The 17,902-nt window shown below is 48.4% G+C and carries 16 protein-coding genes and 3 tRNA genes; 4 read left to right on the forward strand and 15 right to left on the reverse strand.

Annotation, left to right across the window (positions count from 1 at the left end; translation table 11 throughout):
* Positions 1 to 242: 242 nt before the first annotated feature.
* Entirely contained in the window at positions 243 to 920 is a 678-nt protein-coding gene (locus IEX98_RS28820) for a response regulator transcription factor (protein WP_188893115.1), read from the forward strand.
* Positions 917 to 2,293 carry a sensor histidine kinase gene (locus IEX98_RS28825; RefSeq protein WP_188893116.1) on the forward strand — a complete coding sequence of 459 codons (1,377 nt, stop codon included), beginning with the start codon at positions 917 to 919 and terminating at the stop codon, positions 2,291 to 2,293. The genes IEX98_RS28820 and IEX98_RS28825 overlap by 4 nt, the downstream gene beginning before the upstream one ends.
* A 107-nt stretch (positions 2,294 to 2,400) precedes the next feature.
* Here IEX98_RS28825 and IEX98_RS28830 read toward each other — a convergent pair whose 3' ends face one another.
* Positions 2,401 to 2,964, reverse strand: coding sequence for a DUF1273 domain-containing protein (locus IEX98_RS28830; RefSeq protein WP_188893117.1), 564 nt, complete (start codon positions 2,962 to 2,964; stop codon positions 2,401 to 2,403).
* A 239-nt stretch (positions 2,965 to 3,203) separates the two neighbouring features.
* Here IEX98_RS28830 and uraA point away from each other — a divergent pair, with 239 nt between their 5' ends.
* Positions 3,204 to 4,508 (forward strand): uracil permease, encoded by a 1,305-nt coding sequence (gene uraA, locus IEX98_RS28835; RefSeq protein ID WP_188893118.1) that lies wholly within the window; start codon positions 3,204 to 3,206, stop codon positions 4,506 to 4,508.
* 99 nt (positions 4,509 to 4,607) lie between these two features.
* Here the strand turns inward: uraA and IEX98_RS28840 are convergent, their stop codons facing one another.
* From IEX98_RS28840 to IEX98_RS28880, 9 genes are all read right to left on the reverse strand, one after another.
* Positions 4,608 to 5,162: a hypothetical protein gene (locus tag IEX98_RS28840; protein WP_188893119.1), complete on the reverse strand. Its 555-nt coding sequence runs from the start codon at positions 5,160 to 5,162 to the stop codon at positions 4,608 to 4,610.
* A 20-nt stretch (positions 5,163 to 5,182) separates the two neighbouring features.
* Positions 5,183 to 5,713 carry a matrixin family metalloprotease gene (locus IEX98_RS28845; protein ID WP_188893120.1) on the reverse strand — a complete coding sequence of 177 codons (531 nt, stop codon included), beginning with the start codon at positions 5,711 to 5,713 and terminating at the stop codon, positions 5,183 to 5,185.
* Positions 5,714 to 5,735: 22 nt separating this feature from the next.
* Entirely contained in the window at positions 5,736 to 6,098 is a 363-nt protein-coding gene (locus tag IEX98_RS28850) for a hypothetical protein (RefSeq protein WP_188893121.1), read from the reverse strand.
* A 141-nt stretch (positions 6,099 to 6,239) separates the two neighbouring features.
* Positions 6,240 to 7,412 (reverse strand): sugar ABC transporter permease, encoded by a 1,173-nt coding sequence (locus tag IEX98_RS28855; RefSeq protein ID WP_188893122.1) that lies wholly within the window; start codon positions 7,410 to 7,412, stop codon positions 6,240 to 6,242.
* Positions 7,409 to 8,929, reverse strand: a complete 1,521-nt coding sequence (locus IEX98_RS28860; RefSeq protein WP_188893123.1) for a xylose ABC transporter ATP-binding protein — start codon at positions 8,927 to 8,929, stop codon at positions 7,409 to 7,411. The genes IEX98_RS28855 and IEX98_RS28860 overlap by 4 nt, the downstream gene beginning before the upstream one ends.
* Before the next feature lie 30 nt (positions 8,930 to 8,959).
* Entirely contained in the window at positions 8,960 to 10,027 is a 1,068-nt protein-coding gene (xylF, locus tag IEX98_RS28865; RefSeq protein ID WP_188893124.1) for a D-xylose ABC transporter substrate-binding protein, read from the reverse strand.
* Between the two features lie 130 nt (positions 10,028 to 10,157).
* Positions 10,158 to 11,726: a response regulator gene (locus IEX98_RS28870; protein ID WP_188893125.1), complete on the reverse strand. Its 1,569-nt coding sequence runs from the start codon at positions 11,724 to 11,726 to the stop codon at positions 10,158 to 10,160.
* Entirely contained in the window at positions 11,704 to 13,170 is a 1,467-nt protein-coding gene (locus IEX98_RS28875) for a sensor histidine kinase (RefSeq protein ID WP_188893126.1), read from the reverse strand. Before IEX98_RS28875 ends, IEX98_RS28870 begins: the two co-directional genes overlap by 23 nt.
* Complete coding sequence (locus IEX98_RS28880; RefSeq protein WP_188893127.1) at positions 13,167 to 14,147, reverse strand: substrate-binding domain-containing protein; 981 nt, start codon at positions 14,145 to 14,147, stop codon at positions 13,167 to 13,169. Before IEX98_RS28880 ends, IEX98_RS28875 begins: the two co-directional genes overlap by 4 nt.
* A gap of 195 nt (positions 14,148 to 14,342) precedes the next feature.
* Here IEX98_RS28880 and IEX98_RS28885 point away from each other — a divergent pair, with 195 nt between their 5' ends.
* Positions 14,343 to 15,203: a CPBP family intramembrane glutamic endopeptidase gene (locus IEX98_RS28885; RefSeq protein WP_188893128.1), complete on the forward strand. Its 861-nt coding sequence runs from the start codon at positions 14,343 to 14,345 to the stop codon at positions 15,201 to 15,203.
* A gap of 474 nt (positions 15,204 to 15,677) precedes the next feature.
* On the opposite strand, the gene IEX98_RS28890 is transcribed toward IEX98_RS28885, so the two are convergent.
* From IEX98_RS28890 to IEX98_RS28910, 5 genes are all read right to left on the reverse strand, one after another.
* Positions 15,678 to 16,118, reverse strand: coding sequence for a zinc ribbon domain-containing protein (locus IEX98_RS28890; RefSeq protein ID WP_188893129.1), 441 nt, complete (start codon positions 16,116 to 16,118; stop codon positions 15,678 to 15,680).
* A gap of 193 nt (positions 16,119 to 16,311) precedes the next feature.
* Positions 16,312 to 17,478, reverse strand: a complete 1,167-nt coding sequence (locus tag IEX98_RS28895) for a copper amine oxidase N-terminal domain-containing protein (RefSeq protein ID WP_188893130.1) — start codon at positions 17,476 to 17,478, stop codon at positions 16,312 to 16,314.
* Positions 17,479 to 17,637: 159 nt separating this feature from the next.
* Positions 17,638 to 17,712 (reverse strand) — tRNA-Gly (locus IEX98_RS28900).
* A 7-nt stretch (positions 17,713 to 17,719) separates the two neighbouring features.
* Positions 17,720 to 17,794: transfer RNA gene (locus tag IEX98_RS28905), tRNA-Gln, on the reverse strand.
* A gap of 32 nt (positions 17,795 to 17,826) precedes the next feature.
* Positions 17,827 to 17,902 (reverse strand) — tRNA-His (locus IEX98_RS28910).

Genomic DNA, 17,902 nt, shown 5'->3' on the forward strand with positions numbered 1-17,902 from the left:
CCGTTCAGCTTGTCCCATTCGCTCTCGCTTGCCTCGCCAACCGCGTCTCTCTCGGCCGGAATTAGAATATACCATAGGCTGAATCGTTTTGGCAACCCTTTTTGCAAAAAAACTTTTAAATCATGAAAAACGAGCCGTCCACTTCTATAATAGCCTCTATTGGGAAAGCGTCTTTTCTTATGCTACACTCGAATCAAACCTATGAACTTATACTTACTATAGAACAAAGGAGCGCGATTCTTATGCGCATGAACGTTTTAATAGCAGACGACGATCCCGCTATTCGCACCTTGCTTCGATTCATTCTTTCTAAAGAAGGCTACGGTGTAATAGAAGCTCCCGACGGTGAAGCTGCTGCGCGTCTTCTTGAGCAGGAGCAAGTCCAACTAGCTGTAGTCGATATAATGATGCCAGCGAAAAACGGACATGAGCTCTGCCGGGAGATTCGCCAGCATTATGATATTCCAGTTATCATGCTCACAGCTAGAGGAGAGATGGAGGATAAGGAACAAGGATTTCTATCCGGTACTGACGATTATATGGTAAAACCTTTTGACCCCAAAGAATTGTTGTTCCGAATGAAGGCGCTTCTCAGACGTTATCGGCTCGTCTCTCAGGATACAATCAAGCTGGGCTCCGTTGTTATCAATAGAAGCAGTCATGAAATTCGCAAGGGCGACCATTTATTCGAGCTTCCGCTGCGAGAGTTCGAACTGCTCTCCCAACTAGCAAGCAACCCTGGGCGGATTTATACAAGAGAGCAGCTGATTCAACTGCTTTGGGGAACCGACTACAGCGGAGACAGCCGTACGATCGATGTCCACGTCAAACGGCTTCGGGAACGATTTGCAGAATGCCAGGAAGATTTTTTGATTACAACTGTCCGAGGTTTAGGCTATAAATTGGAGGCAGCCGAGTGAAAACCTTATACGTTCGCATCGTCTTGACGTTTATTGTTGTTACTGCGGTCAGCAGCGTCGCAGGCCTATTATTTACAAATAGCTACTATAAGAACAATCTGCTCTCGCAAAATGAACAACGGACAATGAAAACAGCCCTCGCGGTAAAAGAGCTGTACGAGCATACTTCCGGCATAGACCTGCCGAATTACTTAACAAAAATGGCTACGCTGGGATATCAGTTCTACTTGGTCAACGACCGTCACGAAGCTCGCGCATTCGGGTCCCCATTCAAGCAGGGCGTATTAAGCTCGGCACAATACGATCTCGTGATGGATGGCGAATTCTATCAGGGAATGAATGATGACAATGACGGACTTGCGGTATTCGCGTTCTTCGTCAACAGTCTTCGCAATACAGCCGGCGTTCCTATAGAAACGCCAGAAGGCCGCGCTGCGTTGTTCGTACGGCCCGACTTGCAGCAGCAAATAGGCGAAGTTCGTTTTATAATGGCTGCATTTATCGGCGGCTCCTTCGTTTCCAGCCTTCTTCTGATCGTCGTACTCAGCCGTTATATCGTTAATCCCGTGAAAAAACTAACGAAAGCGACTGGGCAAATCGCAAATGGAGACTATGAGGTTCAATTGGACAGCGAGCGAAAAGATGAGATCGGCGAGCTGGCCAGGCGCTTCGCCTCTATGGCGGCATCTATCCGCCGTTCAGAAGAAAGCCGCCAGCAATTTGTAGCCAACGTTTCACATGAATTCCAGACCCCGTTGACTTCGATTCAAGGACTAGCGACCGCTGCAGCAGACCCATCCGTTTCGCGAGAGGAATCTGTCGGGTATATGCGCATTATTGCATCCGAGACTGTTCGGCTGTCTTCACTAAGCCAGCAACTGCTCACGCTTGCCTTCTTGGATCAAGCCAAGCAGCTGGAGTATGCGCCATTTCGCTTGGACGAGCAGCTTCGGCAAATTATTATTATGCTGGAGTGGCAATGGTCAGAGAAGCAGCTAGAGCTAGAGCTGGACTTGCCCGAGACGATGATCTCCGGAGACGCCCAGCTTCTCTATCAGGTATGGACGAATCTCATCACCAACAGCATCAAGTTTTCCAAAGCTATGGGTACGCTAAGCATTGCAATCAAACCCGCTTCCGAACAGATTGATATCGTTATCCGTGATACGGGCGAAGGCATCCCCGAAGCTGATTTGCCTTATTTATTCGAGCGCTTCTATAAAGCAGACCAGTCACGGGCAGCTTCAGGCAGCGGCCTCGGTCTCTCCATTGCCCACAAAATCGTAACGCTTCATGACGGCAACATTGCCGTACAAAGTCAGTACGGGCAAGGAGCTGTTTTTACTGTAAAGCTTCCGGCCCCCCGATTGTAATACCGCTTCTAGCACCCGCTCATTCAGCTAACGAAAATGTCGCCTTCCTACAAATAAAAGCAACGTCCCCATAGGAGAACGTTGCTTTATTTGTTATTTGTTAGCCGCTACATATCGTCGTATCGCCGGCTATTCTCTTCTTCTACTATATTCTGGATATCATCGGCGCCAATGCCAATAAAACGATAGCCCGACTCCTCCTGTTTTTTGAGCGCCCTATCCCGAACAAACTTCGCGCTGCTCTCGGCCGCTTCCTCATCATAGAACAGAATGATGCCATCCGTCTTGCGAAACAACAGCTCGTCCCTTGCTTGGAACTGCCACGGACCGACATAAGGCTGGTTGCTGACAGCCCCGTAGTAGTCTACGCCCTCCACAATCTTCTGGTAGTAGGCTTTGCGTTCATCCTTCCACTGCTCTTCTTGATTGCTGAATGCGGTAATAATGGATACCTTGAGCCGCGGGTAACGCCGCCTAAGTTCAATCGCTACCTCACAGGCCCATAGATCGGTGCCGTATTGTCCCGGCGTTATCATCCATTCCAGCCCTTCTTCAATCAGAGGAAGCAGCTTGCTTTCAATCGCTTTTTTAATATATTCAATATTCCGGTGCTTCTGGTCAAAAATTTGCAGCTCATGCGCACGGTATCCCGTTACGAGCACATTCTTCATCCGGCCGGCCACTGCCCTTCTATCGCTGTCTTTGCTACTTACTATAGCAGGACATAGACAATAGCGTCAGAGAATATACGTTCCGTTTCGCCTATCTAAACCAGTCATGTCAGATTTATTTTGAATTTGTTAAAAAAAATTTAAGCAATTGCAAAAACAATGCTTGTCAAACCAATACTGGACTATATAGAATCGTAAAGGGTCATATTTTAGTTCTATTAATGGAGGAAAGCTGCACAATGAAAAGAGAAATAGGGGTACTCGAAAGACCTGCGTTTGGGCCAAGCTTAATGCTCAGCCTGCAGCATCTCTTCGCTATGTTTGGTTCGACTGTGCTTGTACCGAACTTGCTCGGCGTCGATCCAGCAATTTGCTTGCTAATGAACGGGATTGGCACCTTGCTTTACATCTTTATTTGCAAAGGCAAAATACCGGCTTACCTCGGTTCGAGCTTCGCCTTTATCGCTCCAGTAGGTGCGGTTATCGGCAAGTTTGCGAATCCGGAGGAAGGTTATGCGGCAGCACTAGGCGGCTTCATCATTACCGGCCTAGTCTTCATTATCGTCGCACTGATCATCCAGGCTGCAGGCACTGGCTGGATTGATGTCGTATTCCCTCCAGCAGCGATGGGCGCAATTGTCGCCGTTATCGGTCTGGAGCTCATTCCGGTAGCAGCAGGAATGGCCGGTTGGATTAAACCGCCAAGCTCCCCTCCTGATGCGGCTTGGGCATTGGATCGCGGAACTGTCATTATTTCCACCGCTACCTTGCTCATTACGATAATTGGTTCCGTCCTTTTCCGTGGCTTTATGCGCATCATTCCGATTTTGTTCGGGATTGTGGCTGGCTATCTTATTGCTTACTGGATGGGTTATGCGGAGTTTGATAAAGTGGCGGCCAGCAGTTGGGTAGCATCCCCTACATTTACGATGCCATCGTTCAAACTTGGAGCAATTCTGACGATTGTTCCCGCTTCGCTTGTTGTCATCGCCGAACATATCGGCCATTTGATCGTAACGAGCAATATCGTTAAAAAGGATCTGTCCAAAGATCCCGGCCTTCACCGCTCTATGCTTGGCAACGGCATCTCGACGATGCTGTCCGGATTTGTAGGCTCCACTCCGAATACAACATACGGTGAGAACATCGGCGTACTTGCTATTACGCGCGTCTATTCCACGTACGTAATCGGCGGCGCAGCGGTTATCGCCATCGTGCTTTCCTTCTTCGGAAAGTTCTCAGCGCTGATTGCCGAAATTCCCGTAGCTGTAATGGGTGGTATCTCGCTGCTCTTGTTCGGAGTTATCGCCGCTTCTGGTTTGCGCATGCTCGTCGAATCCAAAATCGACTACAGCAAGCCGACTAACCTGTACCTTACGACTATCGTACTTGTTGTCGGATTAAGCGGCGTAGAAATCGTGATCGGGGACTTCTCGCTCAAAGGAATGGGACTGGCTACTGTTGTAGCGATCATTATGAGCTTGCTCTTCAAGCTGTTCGACATGCTTAAGCTTTCCAATGACCACGAGGCATCGGGTCATTAGTATCTCACTTTCTAAATAAAAGGGCTGTTTCCCGGTCAAGCCATTAGGCAATGGCGACCTTGCGGAAACAGCCCTTTTTTCCAAGATAACTCCCATCTCTTACTTCGAAATTTGAAGATCATTAAATGATTGAATCGATTGCAGCTCGCCTAATACTTCAGAAGACGGAATCAATCTTTCGCCCGCCACTTTAAACTTCCCTTGGTAAACGCCTTTAATGACATACGCATCCTCTGCTACAGGTCCTTCGTATTTCTCCAGAAACACGACAGCTTCATCATTTGATGCGAAAACCGCATTTCCTTCGGCCAAATAATGCAAGCCCCCATAAGAACCGCCGGTCTCGAGAATGTGAATTTGCTTTCCAAGCTGGCCTTTGTATACCTTCTGCACCGAAGCTTCGGATAAAGTAAATACGACATTACTGTAAGGATAGCTCTTTGTTGTATTGATCTTCACTCTGGCGATAACAGGCGAGCTTGTCCGCAATTGGTCGACGGATTGGAATGACTCCGACAAATCAAAGTGCATCGATACTGTCGAGGTCGGCTTGTCCCGCGACGCTTCGGCTCTCACTTGAAAGAAGACGATGGCTGCCGCAATTGCGACAAGGAATAAGGTCCAAATCTGTTTTTTCGAAAAAACGGAATTCATCTCAAGCACCCCTTCTTCGTTTAGTACAACGCATTCACGCCTTTAATATCATCCGGTCCTGGGACGGAAGTCGTCCGCACTCCATATATGCTCATCACTTGTTTGCCATCCGTGACATGATCAAGCCCAAACACATGTCCTAATTCATGGGCTGCTGTCCCTTTACGGGCCGTAACCGTCATCCCATCCATCGCAGAAGTGTTGAAGTCGATATCCGATTTCGTGTATGTACCGGATGTCATAACGGGTTTGTTCGCCGTCCTCGCATTCCAGCCAATGTTGGCGCCATAAGCATCCTGCCTCAAAACAAGATTGGCTGCAGAGACATTGCTAGTATAGGTAAAGCTGGCATCCACATTGGCATTATTCCAAGCCGCGATGCCATCAGCCATTGCTAATGAATAATTGGCCGTAAGCCCTTGCGGGATATAGCTGATTGTCGAACTCGCGTATTTGCCCCCTAAAGTCGTATAGGCGCTCGCGGGCGGCAATACGACGGCCGTATACAATAAGGCGCCAGTCAGAATAACCTTCCACATGCTCTTCTTCATTTCTGCTCTCCCCCTGATTTGTTTAATTGTCCTTTGAACCATACCTGCCGATATTTTCTAGCAATACATAATTTCCTTCGCTGCTCTCTACCGCGATGGCTTTCTCTGTTGAAACGTCTTTGATCTTATACAAAGCCGTCCCTTTCTGATATTCATTCGAAAAAACACCGGTCGCTCTCGTTGATTCATGGTCAGAGTAATGCTCAACCTTACCGATTTGCTTCTCGACATCCAGAACCGTTTCATCAGTTGCTTTGTACGTATCCCCATTCCATACGACAAAACGGTATGCCCAGTCTTGGGCTGTTTGCTGCCTTCCGAACGAACAAGCGGGGAGTGATAGACTCATCAAAAGAATCGAAAAAACGATTATGAACTTTTTCAATTCCTCACCTCCTGCCCTTATCGACGGAGTGTTATGGGAAATTGTTTCATATTTACAATAATTTTAAATCGTAATTATATAGGATCATTTCGATAAAAAAAATACCCCGGCATCCCGCCGGGGTATTCGCTCACTTATTTTCTACGCTTTTTTACGATTGCGCGTATAGATGTCTACGTATACGGCGAGCACAAGGATTCCGCCTTTTACGATATACTGCCAGAACGACTCCATGTTCATCAAGCTCATGCCGTTGTCCAGACTGCCCATAACCAGCGCACCGATAATCGCACCCATAATTGTACCGGAGCCGCCGATAAGGCTCGTACCGCCAATAACGCATGCGGCGATCGCATCGAGCTCATAGTTTTGTCCGGCACTCATCGTTGCCGCATTCAAGCGTGCAGTGAGGACAAGTGCAGCGATTGCTGCCAGCGTATTGCATAGTACAAATACAAGAAGCACCCGGCGTTTGATATTGATGCCCGATAGCTTTGCTGCCTCGGGATTTCCGCCGATCGCGTACACCTGCCGGCCAAAGGTTGTATTCCTTGTAATAAAGGTAAAGATGAGGGCCAATACAACGACCATAACGAATGGAACCGGAATGCCTTTGTAGCTGTTCATTACAGCGACGAAACCGAGAATAAGAGCACCGGTAACCACCATACGAAGCAGGCTCACTGCAAGCGGCTCAACATCAAATCCGTAACGGATACGCGATGAACGTTTGCGGAGCAGCAGTACTGCCGCAAGCAGCAGTCCGGCTATGCCGAAAATCCATCCAATAATATCCGATGTATAATGTTGGCCGATTGCCTTCAGACCCGGCGACAAAGGTGCTACCGTTACGCTGCCTGTCGTTCCGAACAATACACCTCGGAAGATAAGCATGCCGCCTAGCGTAACGATAAATGCCGGCACCGCCTTATAGGCGATAATCCAGCCTTGAATGAATCCAACGATGGCGCCAAGCGCCACTGCCGCGATGACGACTGGAATGGCGGGCCAATCATACCAGACGTTAAGCATAGCGGCCACACCGCCGACCAAACCGACTAACGATCCGACAGACAGATCGATATGGCCCGCGACGATAACCAGTACCATACCAATGGCGAGAATCGCCGTAACTGACATTTGTAAAAATAAGTTTGAAAGATTCGTAGGCGACAGGAACCGTTCATGCAGCAGCGAGAACAATACCCATATCGCAATGAGCGCACCAATCATCGTATATGCGCGCGCATCGAATTTAAACCAATTTTGTACACGTGACGGCTGCACCGGCACCGTTTCCGTTTTTAAGCTCATAGTCCGCTCCCTCCTGTCGCAGCCGTCATAATCGCCTGCTGCGTCGCTTCCTCTGCCGTGAATTCCGCCGTCCGCTTCCCTTCGGCAATCACCATAATTCGGTGACTCATTCCAAGAAGCTCTGGCAGCTCGGAAGAAACCATAATGATAGCGACGCCTTGCCGAATCAATTCATTCATGATCGTATAAATTTCAAACTTGGCGCCAACATCGATTCCGCGCGTTGGTTCATCAAGAATTAGAATCTTCGGTTTCGTCATCAGCCACTTGCCGAGCACGACCTTCTGCTGATTGCCGCCGCTTAACGTGCCAACGATGGTTTCTACGGAGTTCGCCTTAATTTGCAGGGAGCGAATATATTCATTGCCCCTGATGACTTCACGGTTAGGATCGATAACACCGCCCGATGCAATCTGATTTAGACTGGCCATCGTGACGTTGCTCTTCACATCCATGCCGAGCACAAGACCGAATTTCTTGCGATCCTCGGATACGAGCGCCATCCCATGCCGTATCGCATGCTGCGTATGCTTGATCTTTACTTGTTTGCCTTCGATTTCGATTCGTCCGGCAGCAGCCCCCGGATAGGAACCGAACAGACTCATTACGAGTTCTGTCCGGCCTGCACCCATCAAACCGGCAATGCCGAATATTTCACCCTGCCGAACCTGGAATGAGATATTGTCGATGACCTTCCGATCCAAGTCGGGATGCATGACAGTGTAGTTCTCCACTTTCAGCACAACGTCACCTGGCACCGCTTCGACCCGCGGGAACAATTCCTTTAGTTCCCGCCCGACCATAAGCGAAATGACCTGTTCCTCATTAATATCGTTGACGTCATAAGTGCCAATCGTTTTGCCGTCACGCAGAACAGTGACCGAATCTGCAATGCTAAATACTTCTTTCAGCTTGTGCGAGATATAGATGCAGGTAACGCCGCGGTTCTTGAACTCGCGAAGGATCGATAGCAATATTTCAACCTCTTGCTCGGTCAACGCTGCTGTCGGCTCATCGAGAATAAGAATATTGGCTTTCTTGGACAACGCTTTGGCTATTTCCACCTGCTGCTGCTTGCCGATGCCGAGCGTACCGGTCCTAGTCTCCGGGCTAACATCGGTTAAGCCTACCTCTGTAAGCCATTTCTCGCTTTCCTTGAAAACCCGCTCCCAGTTAATGATCCCAAAGCGGGCCAGCTCCTTGCCGAGATATAAATTCTCGGCAATGGACAAGTCCTTGGCCAGCGCCAGCTCTTGATAAATAATGGCGATTCCCGACTCCTCCGCGTCCTTAATGCTGGAGAAGCGCTTCACTTCTCCGTTGATTAGAATCTGCCCATCATAGCTGCCCGAAGGATAGAGTCCGCTGAGCACCTTCATCAACGTTGATTTGCCGGCGCCATTCTCTCCGCATAAGGCGTGAACCTCGCCTTTCTTTACCGTCAATGTCACATCGTTCAGCGCTTTCACGCCGGGAAATTCTTTCGTAATATTCCGCATCTCCAATGCAGCCGTCATGCCCCGTTCACCCCGCTCGCGCTTGCCTTTTTATTTCGCGTTTTTGTACACATCTTCTTTCGAGTGGAAACCGTCTGCGATAACCGTCGCATCAATGTTGTCCTTTGTAACAGCGATTGGGTCGAGGAGAATGGATGGAACATCGATTTTGCCGTTGTTCACTTTTTTATCTGCGCCTACATCCTCGCCTTTAGCCAGCTTAACAGCCAGTTCAGCCGCTTTCTCTGCCAGTGCCTTGATCGGTTTGTAGACCGTCATTGTTTGCGTGCCTTCTATGATGCGTTGGGCCGCTGCCAGCTCAGCATCCTGTCCGGATACCGGAATTTTGCCTGCAAGACCTTGTGCCGTCAAAGCTTGGATCGCACCGCCTGCCGTGCCGTCATTCGCTGCTACTACTGCATCAATTTTGTTGTTGTTAGCCGTCAAAGCGTTCTCCATGTTGGAAAGAGCCGCTGCCGGGTTCCAGTCTTTCGACCATTGATCGTACACGATTTGAATATCGCCGCTGTCGATGTACTTTTGCAGCACGTTCATTGCGCCTTTCTTGAACAGATGCGCGTTGTTGTCCGCTTCCGAACCGCCAATATACACGTATTTGCCTTTAGGTGCTTTAGCTACAATTGCCTCTGCTTGCATTTCGCCTACGCGCTCGTTATCGAAGGAAACGTAGAGGTCAACGTCAGAGTTTTTGATCAGACGATCGTACGCCAACACTTTAATGCCCGCTTCATGGGCTTTCTCTACGATAGCTGCCGTTGCTTCCGCATTGTGGGGAACGACAACGAGAATGTCCACACCTTGGGAGATCAACGATTCCGCTTGCGCGATTTGCTTCGCATCATCGCTGTTTGCCGCGAGTACTTCAACATCCGCTCCAAGCTTTTGTGCGGCAGCTTTAAACAAGTCGCGGTCCTTCTGCCAGCGTTCTTCCTGCAGTGTATCCAGCGAGAAGCCGATTTTTATTTTGCCGTCTTTGCCGGATTCCTTTTTACCGCCGGAATTGCTTCCGCCTCCGTTGCCGCCTCCGCACGCGGACAATACGAGAATAAAAGCAAGAACAAGCAGCATAACCCCACTTTTTGTAATGTGCTTCGTCATTTTCTTCTCTCCCTTATTCTTAATGTAACTGCTTACATTTCAAGATTAGCACGCTAGGCCGATCGTTAATGGAGAGAATTGCTGGATTCTATTGCGATGATCTGGACTATTTTGCCATATGCTTGCCAAGCTACTTGCCGAGGAGCGCTTTCCGGTAATCGGTCGGCGAGGCGCCGCATATTTTTTTGAACACTTTGCTGAAATAGTTAGGGTCATGGTAGCCCACCTCATAAGCAATTTCCTTGAGACTGCGATCCGCATCGCCCATCAGCGCTTTGGCCCGCTCGACCCGGCAGTCGGTCAAGAAATCGATATAGCCGATGCCTACCTGCTCTTTGAACATTTTGCTCATATAGAAAGGACTAAGACCGGCCTGCTTGGCGATCGTCTCCAGCGAAATATCAAGATGAGAATTGGCGATAATATATTGCTTCACCTCGGCAATTGCATCGGGCTGGGCACGGCTGAGCTGCTCTTCAGCGTCCTTGCGCATCCGAAGCAGCAGACATTCGGTTTCCGTTCGCAGCTCGGAATAACGATGGATTTGAAAATCATAATAAGGCAGCTCTGTCTCTACACCAAGCTCCAGCAGCCCGCGGAAGACGATCCACAACGTTTCCAGCACTCGTTGCTCGGCTTGATGGACATCCATGCCCGACGCCTCGTATCGATCGGCAAGCGGGTAGATTGCCGCTTCTGCAGCCGTCCATTGCCCCAGCCGGACATATTCTGTCAGCTGCTTCTCCAGCTGTTTGCCGGCATACTCCACACCCTCACGTTCAGATTCGGCCGCTTTATCCGCGTAAAACCGATGGCGGGCGAACGGCTTCAACTGCTGCAGCTGCTGGTGACGGCCAGCAGCTGCGGCCAGCAGAGCCTCATGATACGAGTAACGGATGTCGTCAAGCGACTGACGGGCATTGCCCACCCCGATGATACAGTCGGTTGTACCCGACAGCTGAGGCAGTGCCAATAACTCATGAACGATCGATACCGCTTGCGCCCGGAAAGACTTTTGCGACTCCAAAAACACGATAATAGGCAAATAGCGCCCCGTCATCGCACCTGCCCAGCCGTTGCCCATTTGCCTCAGCTTCTGCTTCACTCCAGCATAAAGCTGATCGGTTGCCGCTCCTGCCCCTGCTTGAACAAGCAGCACGAAAGCTTCGCTTGTATCGCTTCCTCCAAGCAGATGTATCATTTCGTCCAAATGAATCTCATGTACATGATCGAACAGCAGCTGCGTCACCACGTCGGCTTCAACGAGCGGCATGATCCGGTCAAGCGTTCGCTTCACCTGATGCTGCGTTTGCCTTTCTTCACGTTCTTCCTCTATCTGTCTTAAGACGCGGCCTACCGTATCCCTGATCTCGCTAATTTTGCTCGGCTTCAGCAAATAATCCTTCACGCCAAGCTTAATCGCTTTGCGTGCATAGTCGAACGTATCGTAAGCCGTCACCATAATAAACCGCATGTCCGGATAGTCATCGACAATGCGCTCTACTGCTTCTAGGCCGTTCATAATCGGCATCTTAATATCCATTAGAATGAGATCGGGTTGAAAATGCGAAACGACCTCCACCGCCGCTTTTCCATTTCTGGCTTGCTCAAATATGACATCCGGAAAGCCGTCCTTAATGATGGCCAAAAGCCCTTCCCGTTCAATTTGCTCATCGTCAACGATTAACAGCTTCAGCATAGTCGCCCGCCTCTCTTTCCTTTAACAGCTTCAACGTTACTTTCGTTCCCCTGCCCTCTGAGCTCTCAATTGCAATGACATCCTCCCGGTTATAAAACAACCGCAGCCTGCGAACGACATTGCTAAAGCCAATACCTGTTGAATGGCCGTCCTGCCGGTCGGCTTCGCGCTCCTCTAAGATTTGCGCAATCCGCTCCTGCGTCATACCCATCCCCTCGTCTTCGATCTCGACGATAACAAACGCTCCGCCGTCTATGATGCGGAACCGGATCGTTCCTCCATCCTCCAACGGCTCTACCGCATGTATGACCGCATTCTCTATCATAGGCTGCAGCGTTAACCCGGGAATTTTGACAAAAAGGCAAGAATCATCGATTTCTTCTACATAACGAAGGCGCTCGGTAAACCGGGTCTGCTGGATCGCGATATATTCGCGAAGCACCTTCACCTCTTCATATAACGTAACGGGCCGATCGAGCCGCTTCAGATTGTAACGGAGCAGCCTCGCAACGCTCGCCAGCAGATCGCTAGTTTCTTCTGAGCCTTCCAAATAAGCTTTCTTGGATAACGTATCAAGCGTATTGAACAGGAAGTGAGGATTAATTTGACTCTGCAAGCTGCGCAGCTGGCTCTCCTGAAGCAAAAGCTTATTCGTCTGAAGCTCACTCTCCAGCTGTGCCTTGTGCTGAATCTCCGAAATCAAGTTATTAATATTGATGCGCATCCGATCGAATGTTTTAGCGAGAAAAGAAATCTCGTCGTTGGCCGCCACTTCAATCTGCATCTCGAACCTGCCCCGCGACAGTTCGCGGGCTGCTTGCGTAAGTTTGTGAATCGGCCGTGTAATGCTAAGCGAGAACCAATAAGTAAATAACAAGAGAAGCAGGGTGATGAGCGCAAGCATCCAGATCCCAAGCTTTTTCAATTCGACGGATTGCTTGATCATGCCGCGATAAAACTGATCGTAGGTTTTTAGCTCGGTATCCAGCAGCGTCAACGTCATCTCAGAGATATAAGTAGAGAGACGCGTAGCATCAGCGAAATCATTTAACGATTCCTCGTTGTTTTTCGCGTTTAAAAACCGGACCGAGCGATCGGAGGAGTCCACCAGGCTGTCAATCAAATTCAAATAATTCGTTAGCGTAAAATGATTGCCGTTGTTCCGCAAATTTGTAATTTGCTCTTGGGCGACGATCAGCTCATGCCGATCCGTCTCCAGATTTGCCAGCCTAGAAGAGGAGGGTGCTTGCAAGTAATTGTTTAATGAGGTGACCAGCTGCTGGCTGGAGGCGCTGACTTCGTTCATTTGCAAATAACGCTGCAAAATTTCATTATATTGATCCTGCATTTTCTGATTGTAATAGGTTAACGTGACCCAAATGCCGGCCATTATAAACACGACGATTGCGACGAGCAGCCATATTTTTTTCTGAATTGTATTCATGAAAGCTCATCCGCCTTAAGCAGTCTGATTTCGGTAAAATACCCTTCATAGTTAAGCGGGAACGTCTCGCCATTCAGCCACTGAATCATCAGCTCTACGCTTTGTTTGCCCATCGTATAGGGGGCTTGCTCGATAATGCCGTTCAGCTTCTTCTCTTTCATCAACGTCCGGCTCTCCACGCTGTCATCGAAGGAATAGAGATGAAATCTGCTCAATTTCGCCCGCTTGCCGATTTCCTGCACCATGGCGCTTGCATTGTTGGCTGTCACAGAGACGAACCCCTCGATATGCGGCTCCCGGTTCATAATATCGTTGGTTGCTGCGATTACTTTCTCCCTCGTATCGCCAGCCACGACAATGATCGGCTCAATGCCTGGCTGCGCCTTCAATGCCTCCAGAATGCCGTTAAGCCTTTTGTTCTGAAAATCCTCCTGACGGTCAGACAGCATTAATACGACTTTCCCTGATTTGCGGATATCCTTCGTCAGCTGCTCGCCAATCAGTCTGCCGGCTTTCTCGTGATCGGAGCCGATATAGGTGCGCCTTAAACTTTTTTCCACCGGAACATCATTGCCGATTGTAAAGATCGGAATGCCGTTTCCCGCTGCTTTTACCGTAGAAAGCTTATTAAAATCATCCGAATCCAAGCCTTGTACAATAATGCCGTCCACTTTCGAAGCGATCGCAATTTCCATCTTCCTTAGAAAGTCGACCTGATTGGTGCCGTAGCTGCCCCACACTGCAAGCTCCGCACCATGCTGCTTTGCGGTAAGCGACGCTCCCTTCTCGACTGAGTCCCAGAAGGGCGTATCCATTTCTTGTGTAATAAGTACGAGGCGGTATGCGGAGTCCTGCCCCCCTGACAGCTCGGCTGGAGCGGACAAGTCATAGTGAAAAATTTGAATAATGGAGGAAAGTGTGAAGGCGAACAATACGATACAAGTAATCGACAATGATATGATGAACAGCTTCCTCATCGCAGTCTTGCTCCTTCGACTCGTTTGATGTTAACCGCTTACATTTTCTTTCATCGTATCACAATTAAATTGACGATTAAACGCAAATTTTACAAGTGCTTCCTCTGCTGCATTGTATATTGCCGTTGACATCCGATGGAAAATAGTTCTATATTGGCATAGGCTGCATTACATCGTTCAAGGATGGTGATTATCATGAAAACTTTCGCTGCCGTTGCCGGCAAAATCGCTTTAAGCTTTATCGTCGTTCTCCTCGTATCGGTTATCGTCGGAATCGTATACACCATCATAGTTGTGGCATCTGGAACCGGTGTGGAGGACATCGAGAGTGCCTCGCAAAATAGTCTGTGGATACAAATCATCCAGACGATTTTGTTCATAGCTTCAGCTCTCGGAATGTATGCTTTATTTGAAAGGAAAAAGAAGTGGGCGCTGGGACTCCGTCAGCAAGACGGGGGCGTCATGCTCGTTCACGGCTTACTAGCGGGCATTTTACTCATCTCTCTATCTGCAGTGTTAATCTGGGCTTTTGGAGGCATCAGCTGGACATCGGGAGAATGGAACTCTCAGTTGACGAAGGCGCTGCTGAAGGGCTTGCTGCTGTTTATCTTTGTGGCTGTTTCGGAGGAAGTTTATTCTCGCGGTTATGTTCAAGGGCTAATACGCTACCATTACGGCAGCAAAGCCGCCATTATCGTAACCTCTCTGCTATTCGCTTTGCTTCATAGCATGAATCCCGGTATATTCGAATCGCCTCTGCCGATTATAAACTTGATTCTAGCCGGGGTGATTTTCGGTATCGCCCGTGAGCTAACCGGAGGATTATGGTGGCCGATCGGGATGCATTTAACGTGGAACTATCTGCAAGGGAATATTTACGGATTCAACGTTTCCGGTACGATTATGGACGACTCCATCCTCTACGCAACGGACAAAGGGCCAGCTTGGTTGTCCGGCGCTTCATTCGGTATCGAAGGCAGCTTGATTTCGATCATTATGCTGTTAGCAGGTATCACAGCTGTCTATTTTCTCTACCGGAGAAAAAGCAGAGCATAGCATCAGAGAGGGCCGTTTTATGAAACGGCTTCGATTATAGAAGAACCCGGCGTTTTGTAAACGCTGGGTTTCTTTTTTATTGGGGGACTGGTGAACAACATACAACAGTACCGGTCAATGAATCTCAAATCCTCTCAATACCGCCTCCAATCGCATCAGAACCTCTTCAACACCGCTACAAAATGTAAAAGTGCAGGTTGATCGGCTCATTCCAGCTGTTTTTCCTCCTCAAAATGCAAAAGTACAGGTTGTTTAGTCCAAATTAGCTAAAAACAGCACTTTAGGAGCATTTCAAATGCACATTTGCATTTTGATGACATAAATCGTCAATAAGGCAGCAAACAAACTGCAGTTTTACATTTTGTGCTAAATATACTGCAAACCAGCCTCGCATTACAGCGAATCAGATTGAATTTTCGTAATAATATAGAAAAAAGCTGCCGAGAAATTCTCGACAGCCTTGGCCGGCCAAACTTATTGTTGCGGCGATTCACTTGAAGAAGATGCAGGTGCGACAGCTTCTGCTTCCGGCTCCTCTGTGCCCTCCGCTGCGGCTGCGGGAGCCTCCTCAAATTTATGTCCGCAGGACGGACAAAACTTCGTGTCGATCGGCACCACTTTACCGCATACACAATCCTTCTCGTCTTTAATTTCCATAATTTTTTCTTCCAGCTCATCGATTTCTTGCTGCAAGGCTACGATCTGCTCACTAAAGGTAGTGATGGCTGGTTCGGCAGCTGACAAATCATGCGACAAATTCGCTTGAAATACGGCTTCGCCAATTTGGATGTAATGCTTCTCGATATCTTTACGCTTTGCCGAAATTTGCGAGTTGAGACGGACAACCTCGACCGAATCCTTCGCCTTATCCGCCGCTTTAGAAGCGCCTTCCTTCAACTTGTCGAAAAAACCCATATTAATCCTCTCCTCGTCATATACTTCTATTTATGATAACGGAAATGATATTGTAGGAATATGTCGATTGACCGACGATTTTATTTTCGGCTGATTACTTACTCACTTCAGTCTATTCGCCTCATGATCATCCCATGACGAAATTTGCGGCATGCAGCCAAACTCCTTTAAACCATTTCGCCTCTTGGAGCTATTACTTTCTTTTCCAGTACGTTCCGTCGGAATAAGCAACTTTATCGATTTGAATATTTTTCAATGAGGCTGTATCGTCGAACTGCGACAAGCTCCATGTGAATGTGTAGCTTGCTCCGCTTTCCACACTTACATCATTTCCTCTGCCGTAGAACCGGTTGCTCTTGGAAAAAAGTCCATTCGCTTTGTCGCCGTAAGCATCGTAGCAGCTGAATGAAAGCTCGAACGAGACGATTCTTTTGTCAGTCAAGTTTACCAGACCAATGTTGGCTTCCGGATAGCCGATTGAATCATAAGTAATGCTATACCCTTCAATTTTGAACGGCACATTTTTATTTTTAACCAGTTCTTGCTTCATCCATTTTTTGTACTCCGCCAATTGCTTTTCGTACAGCTTCCGCAAGCCATTCTCAAACGATCCGTCCAAATAGGCATTTTCTGCTTTTTGGAACCCTTTGCTGGCGATTTCCTTACCGTTTACTTCAATACTCTTCACAGCGCGGCCGAAAAATGTATGCTCCTCATTCTCGACTGTAACATCATCGCCTGGCGTTGCGTTAGAGTGCTCGAATACTCCTTTTTTACGTGCGCCCAAAGAAAGCGAATAATCAACCGTATACATCGTATCATCCAGATAGATATATTCAACGTAGTTGACCTTTACAGTATCGGTGCTGAGATTTTTAACGGTCGTATTTGTAATTTCAAGCGGCAGCCCTGTATAGTAGCGGCTTTTCTCTTTCGATGCCGTTTTGATGCTGATCTGGCTTCCCTTGGTTTCCATTGATGCGCCTAGACCATCCAGAAGGAAACGAAGCGGTACCATCATACGGCCGTTACGCTCTACCGCAGGTGTTCCAAGGAACACCGATACGCCGTTAACTGTTGCAGTTGGTGCTCCCAAGACGATTGCGAGCGTCATCTCTCCATTAGAGCCGATAATTCTTTTGTTCGAGCTGTCCCATGTAAACGTCAAACCAAGGCTTTCCATCGTTTCCCGGGCCGACACAATTGTCGTGCCGTTCTCGGTCAAAGGAGCTTGCGCATATTTAACTTTTGAGCCGTTTACGTACACGCTAGTCTCTTCAGCTTTGGCTGCTGCCGCCATTACCGGCATCGACCATGCCAGGATCATAACGACCATAATTGCTATAAATGATTTTTTCATTTCTTTATTCCCCTCCGGTAGTATTCTTTGGATGATATTGTCACATCCATATGACCAAAGGTTATTATAGTATACATTTCCGAATTAAGACAGATATAAATGATGAATTTTCAAAAATAAAAAAAGCCTTGCATTATGCAAGACTTGAACTGTTATAAATGGAGCGGAAGACGGGAATCGAACCCGCGACCCTCGCCTTGGCAAGGCGATGCTCTACCGCTGAGCCACTTCCGCAAAATAATGGCTGGGGATTCAGGGATCGAACCTGAGAATGACGGAGTCAAAGTCCGTTGCCTTACCGCTTGGCTAATCCCCAACGTAATGATGCTATGTATTCCATTGAAAAAATGGGGCGGACGAGGGGAATTGAACCCCCGAATGTCGGATCCACAAACCGATGCGTTAACCACTTCGCCACGACCGC

The sequence above is a fragment of the Paenibacillus radicis (ex Gao et al. 2016) genome (assembly GCF_014641555.1).
Classification (GTDB): Bacteria; Bacillota; Bacilli; order Paenibacillales; family Paenibacillaceae; genus Pristimantibacillus; species Pristimantibacillus radicis.

Bases quoted from the DNA above. Each gene is read 5' to 3' on its own strand.
- xylF (WP_188893124.1), bottom strand. From the start codon at position 10,027: ATGACGAAGCACATTACAAAAAGTGGGGTTATGCTGCTTGTTCTTGCT.
- IEX98_RS28880 (WP_188893127.1), bottom strand. From the start codon at position 14,147: ATGAGGAAGCTGTTCATCATATCATTGTCGATTACTTGTATCGTATTG.
- IEX98_RS28845 (WP_188893120.1), bottom strand. From the start codon at position 5,713: ATGAAGAAGAGCATGTGGAAGGTTATTCTGACTGGCGCCTTATTGTAT.
- uraA (WP_188893118.1), top strand. From the start codon at position 3,204: ATGAAAAGAGAAATAGGGGTACTCGAAAGACCTGCGTTTGGGCCAAGC.
- IEX98_RS28875 (WP_188893126.1), bottom strand. From the start codon at position 13,170: ATGAATACAATTCAGAAAAAAATATGGCTGCTCGTCGCAATCGTCGTG.
- IEX98_RS28870 (WP_188893125.1), bottom strand. From the start codon at position 11,726: ATGCTGAAGCTGTTAATCGTTGACGATGAGCAAATTGAACGGGAAGGG.
- IEX98_RS28890 (WP_188893129.1), bottom strand. From the start codon at position 16,118: ATGGGTTTTTTCGACAAGTTGAAGGAAGGCGCTTCTAAAGCGGCGGAT.
- IEX98_RS28840 (WP_188893119.1), bottom strand. From the start codon at position 5,162: ATGAATTCCGTTTTTTCGAAAAAACAGATTTGGACCTTATTCCTTGTC.
- IEX98_RS28895 (WP_188893130.1), bottom strand. From the start codon at position 17,478: ATGAAAAAATCATTTATAGCAATTATGGTCGTTATGATCCTGGCATGG.
- IEX98_RS28885 (WP_188893128.1), top strand. From the start codon at position 14,343: ATGAAAACTTTCGCTGCCGTTGCCGGCAAAATCGCTTTAAGCTTTATC.
- IEX98_RS28830 (WP_188893117.1), bottom strand. From the start codon at position 2,964: ATGAAGAATGTGCTCGTAACGGGATACCGTGCGCATGAGCTGCAAATT.
- IEX98_RS28820 (WP_188893115.1), top strand. From the start codon at position 243: ATGCGCATGAACGTTTTAATAGCAGACGACGATCCCGCTATTCGCACC.
- IEX98_RS28860 (WP_188893123.1), bottom strand. From the start codon at position 8,929: ATGACGGCTGCATTGGAGATGCGGAATATTACGAAAGAATTTCCCGGC.
- IEX98_RS28855 (WP_188893122.1), bottom strand. From the start codon at position 7,412: ATGAGCTTAAAAACGGAAACGGTGCCGGTGCAGCCGTCACGTGTACAA.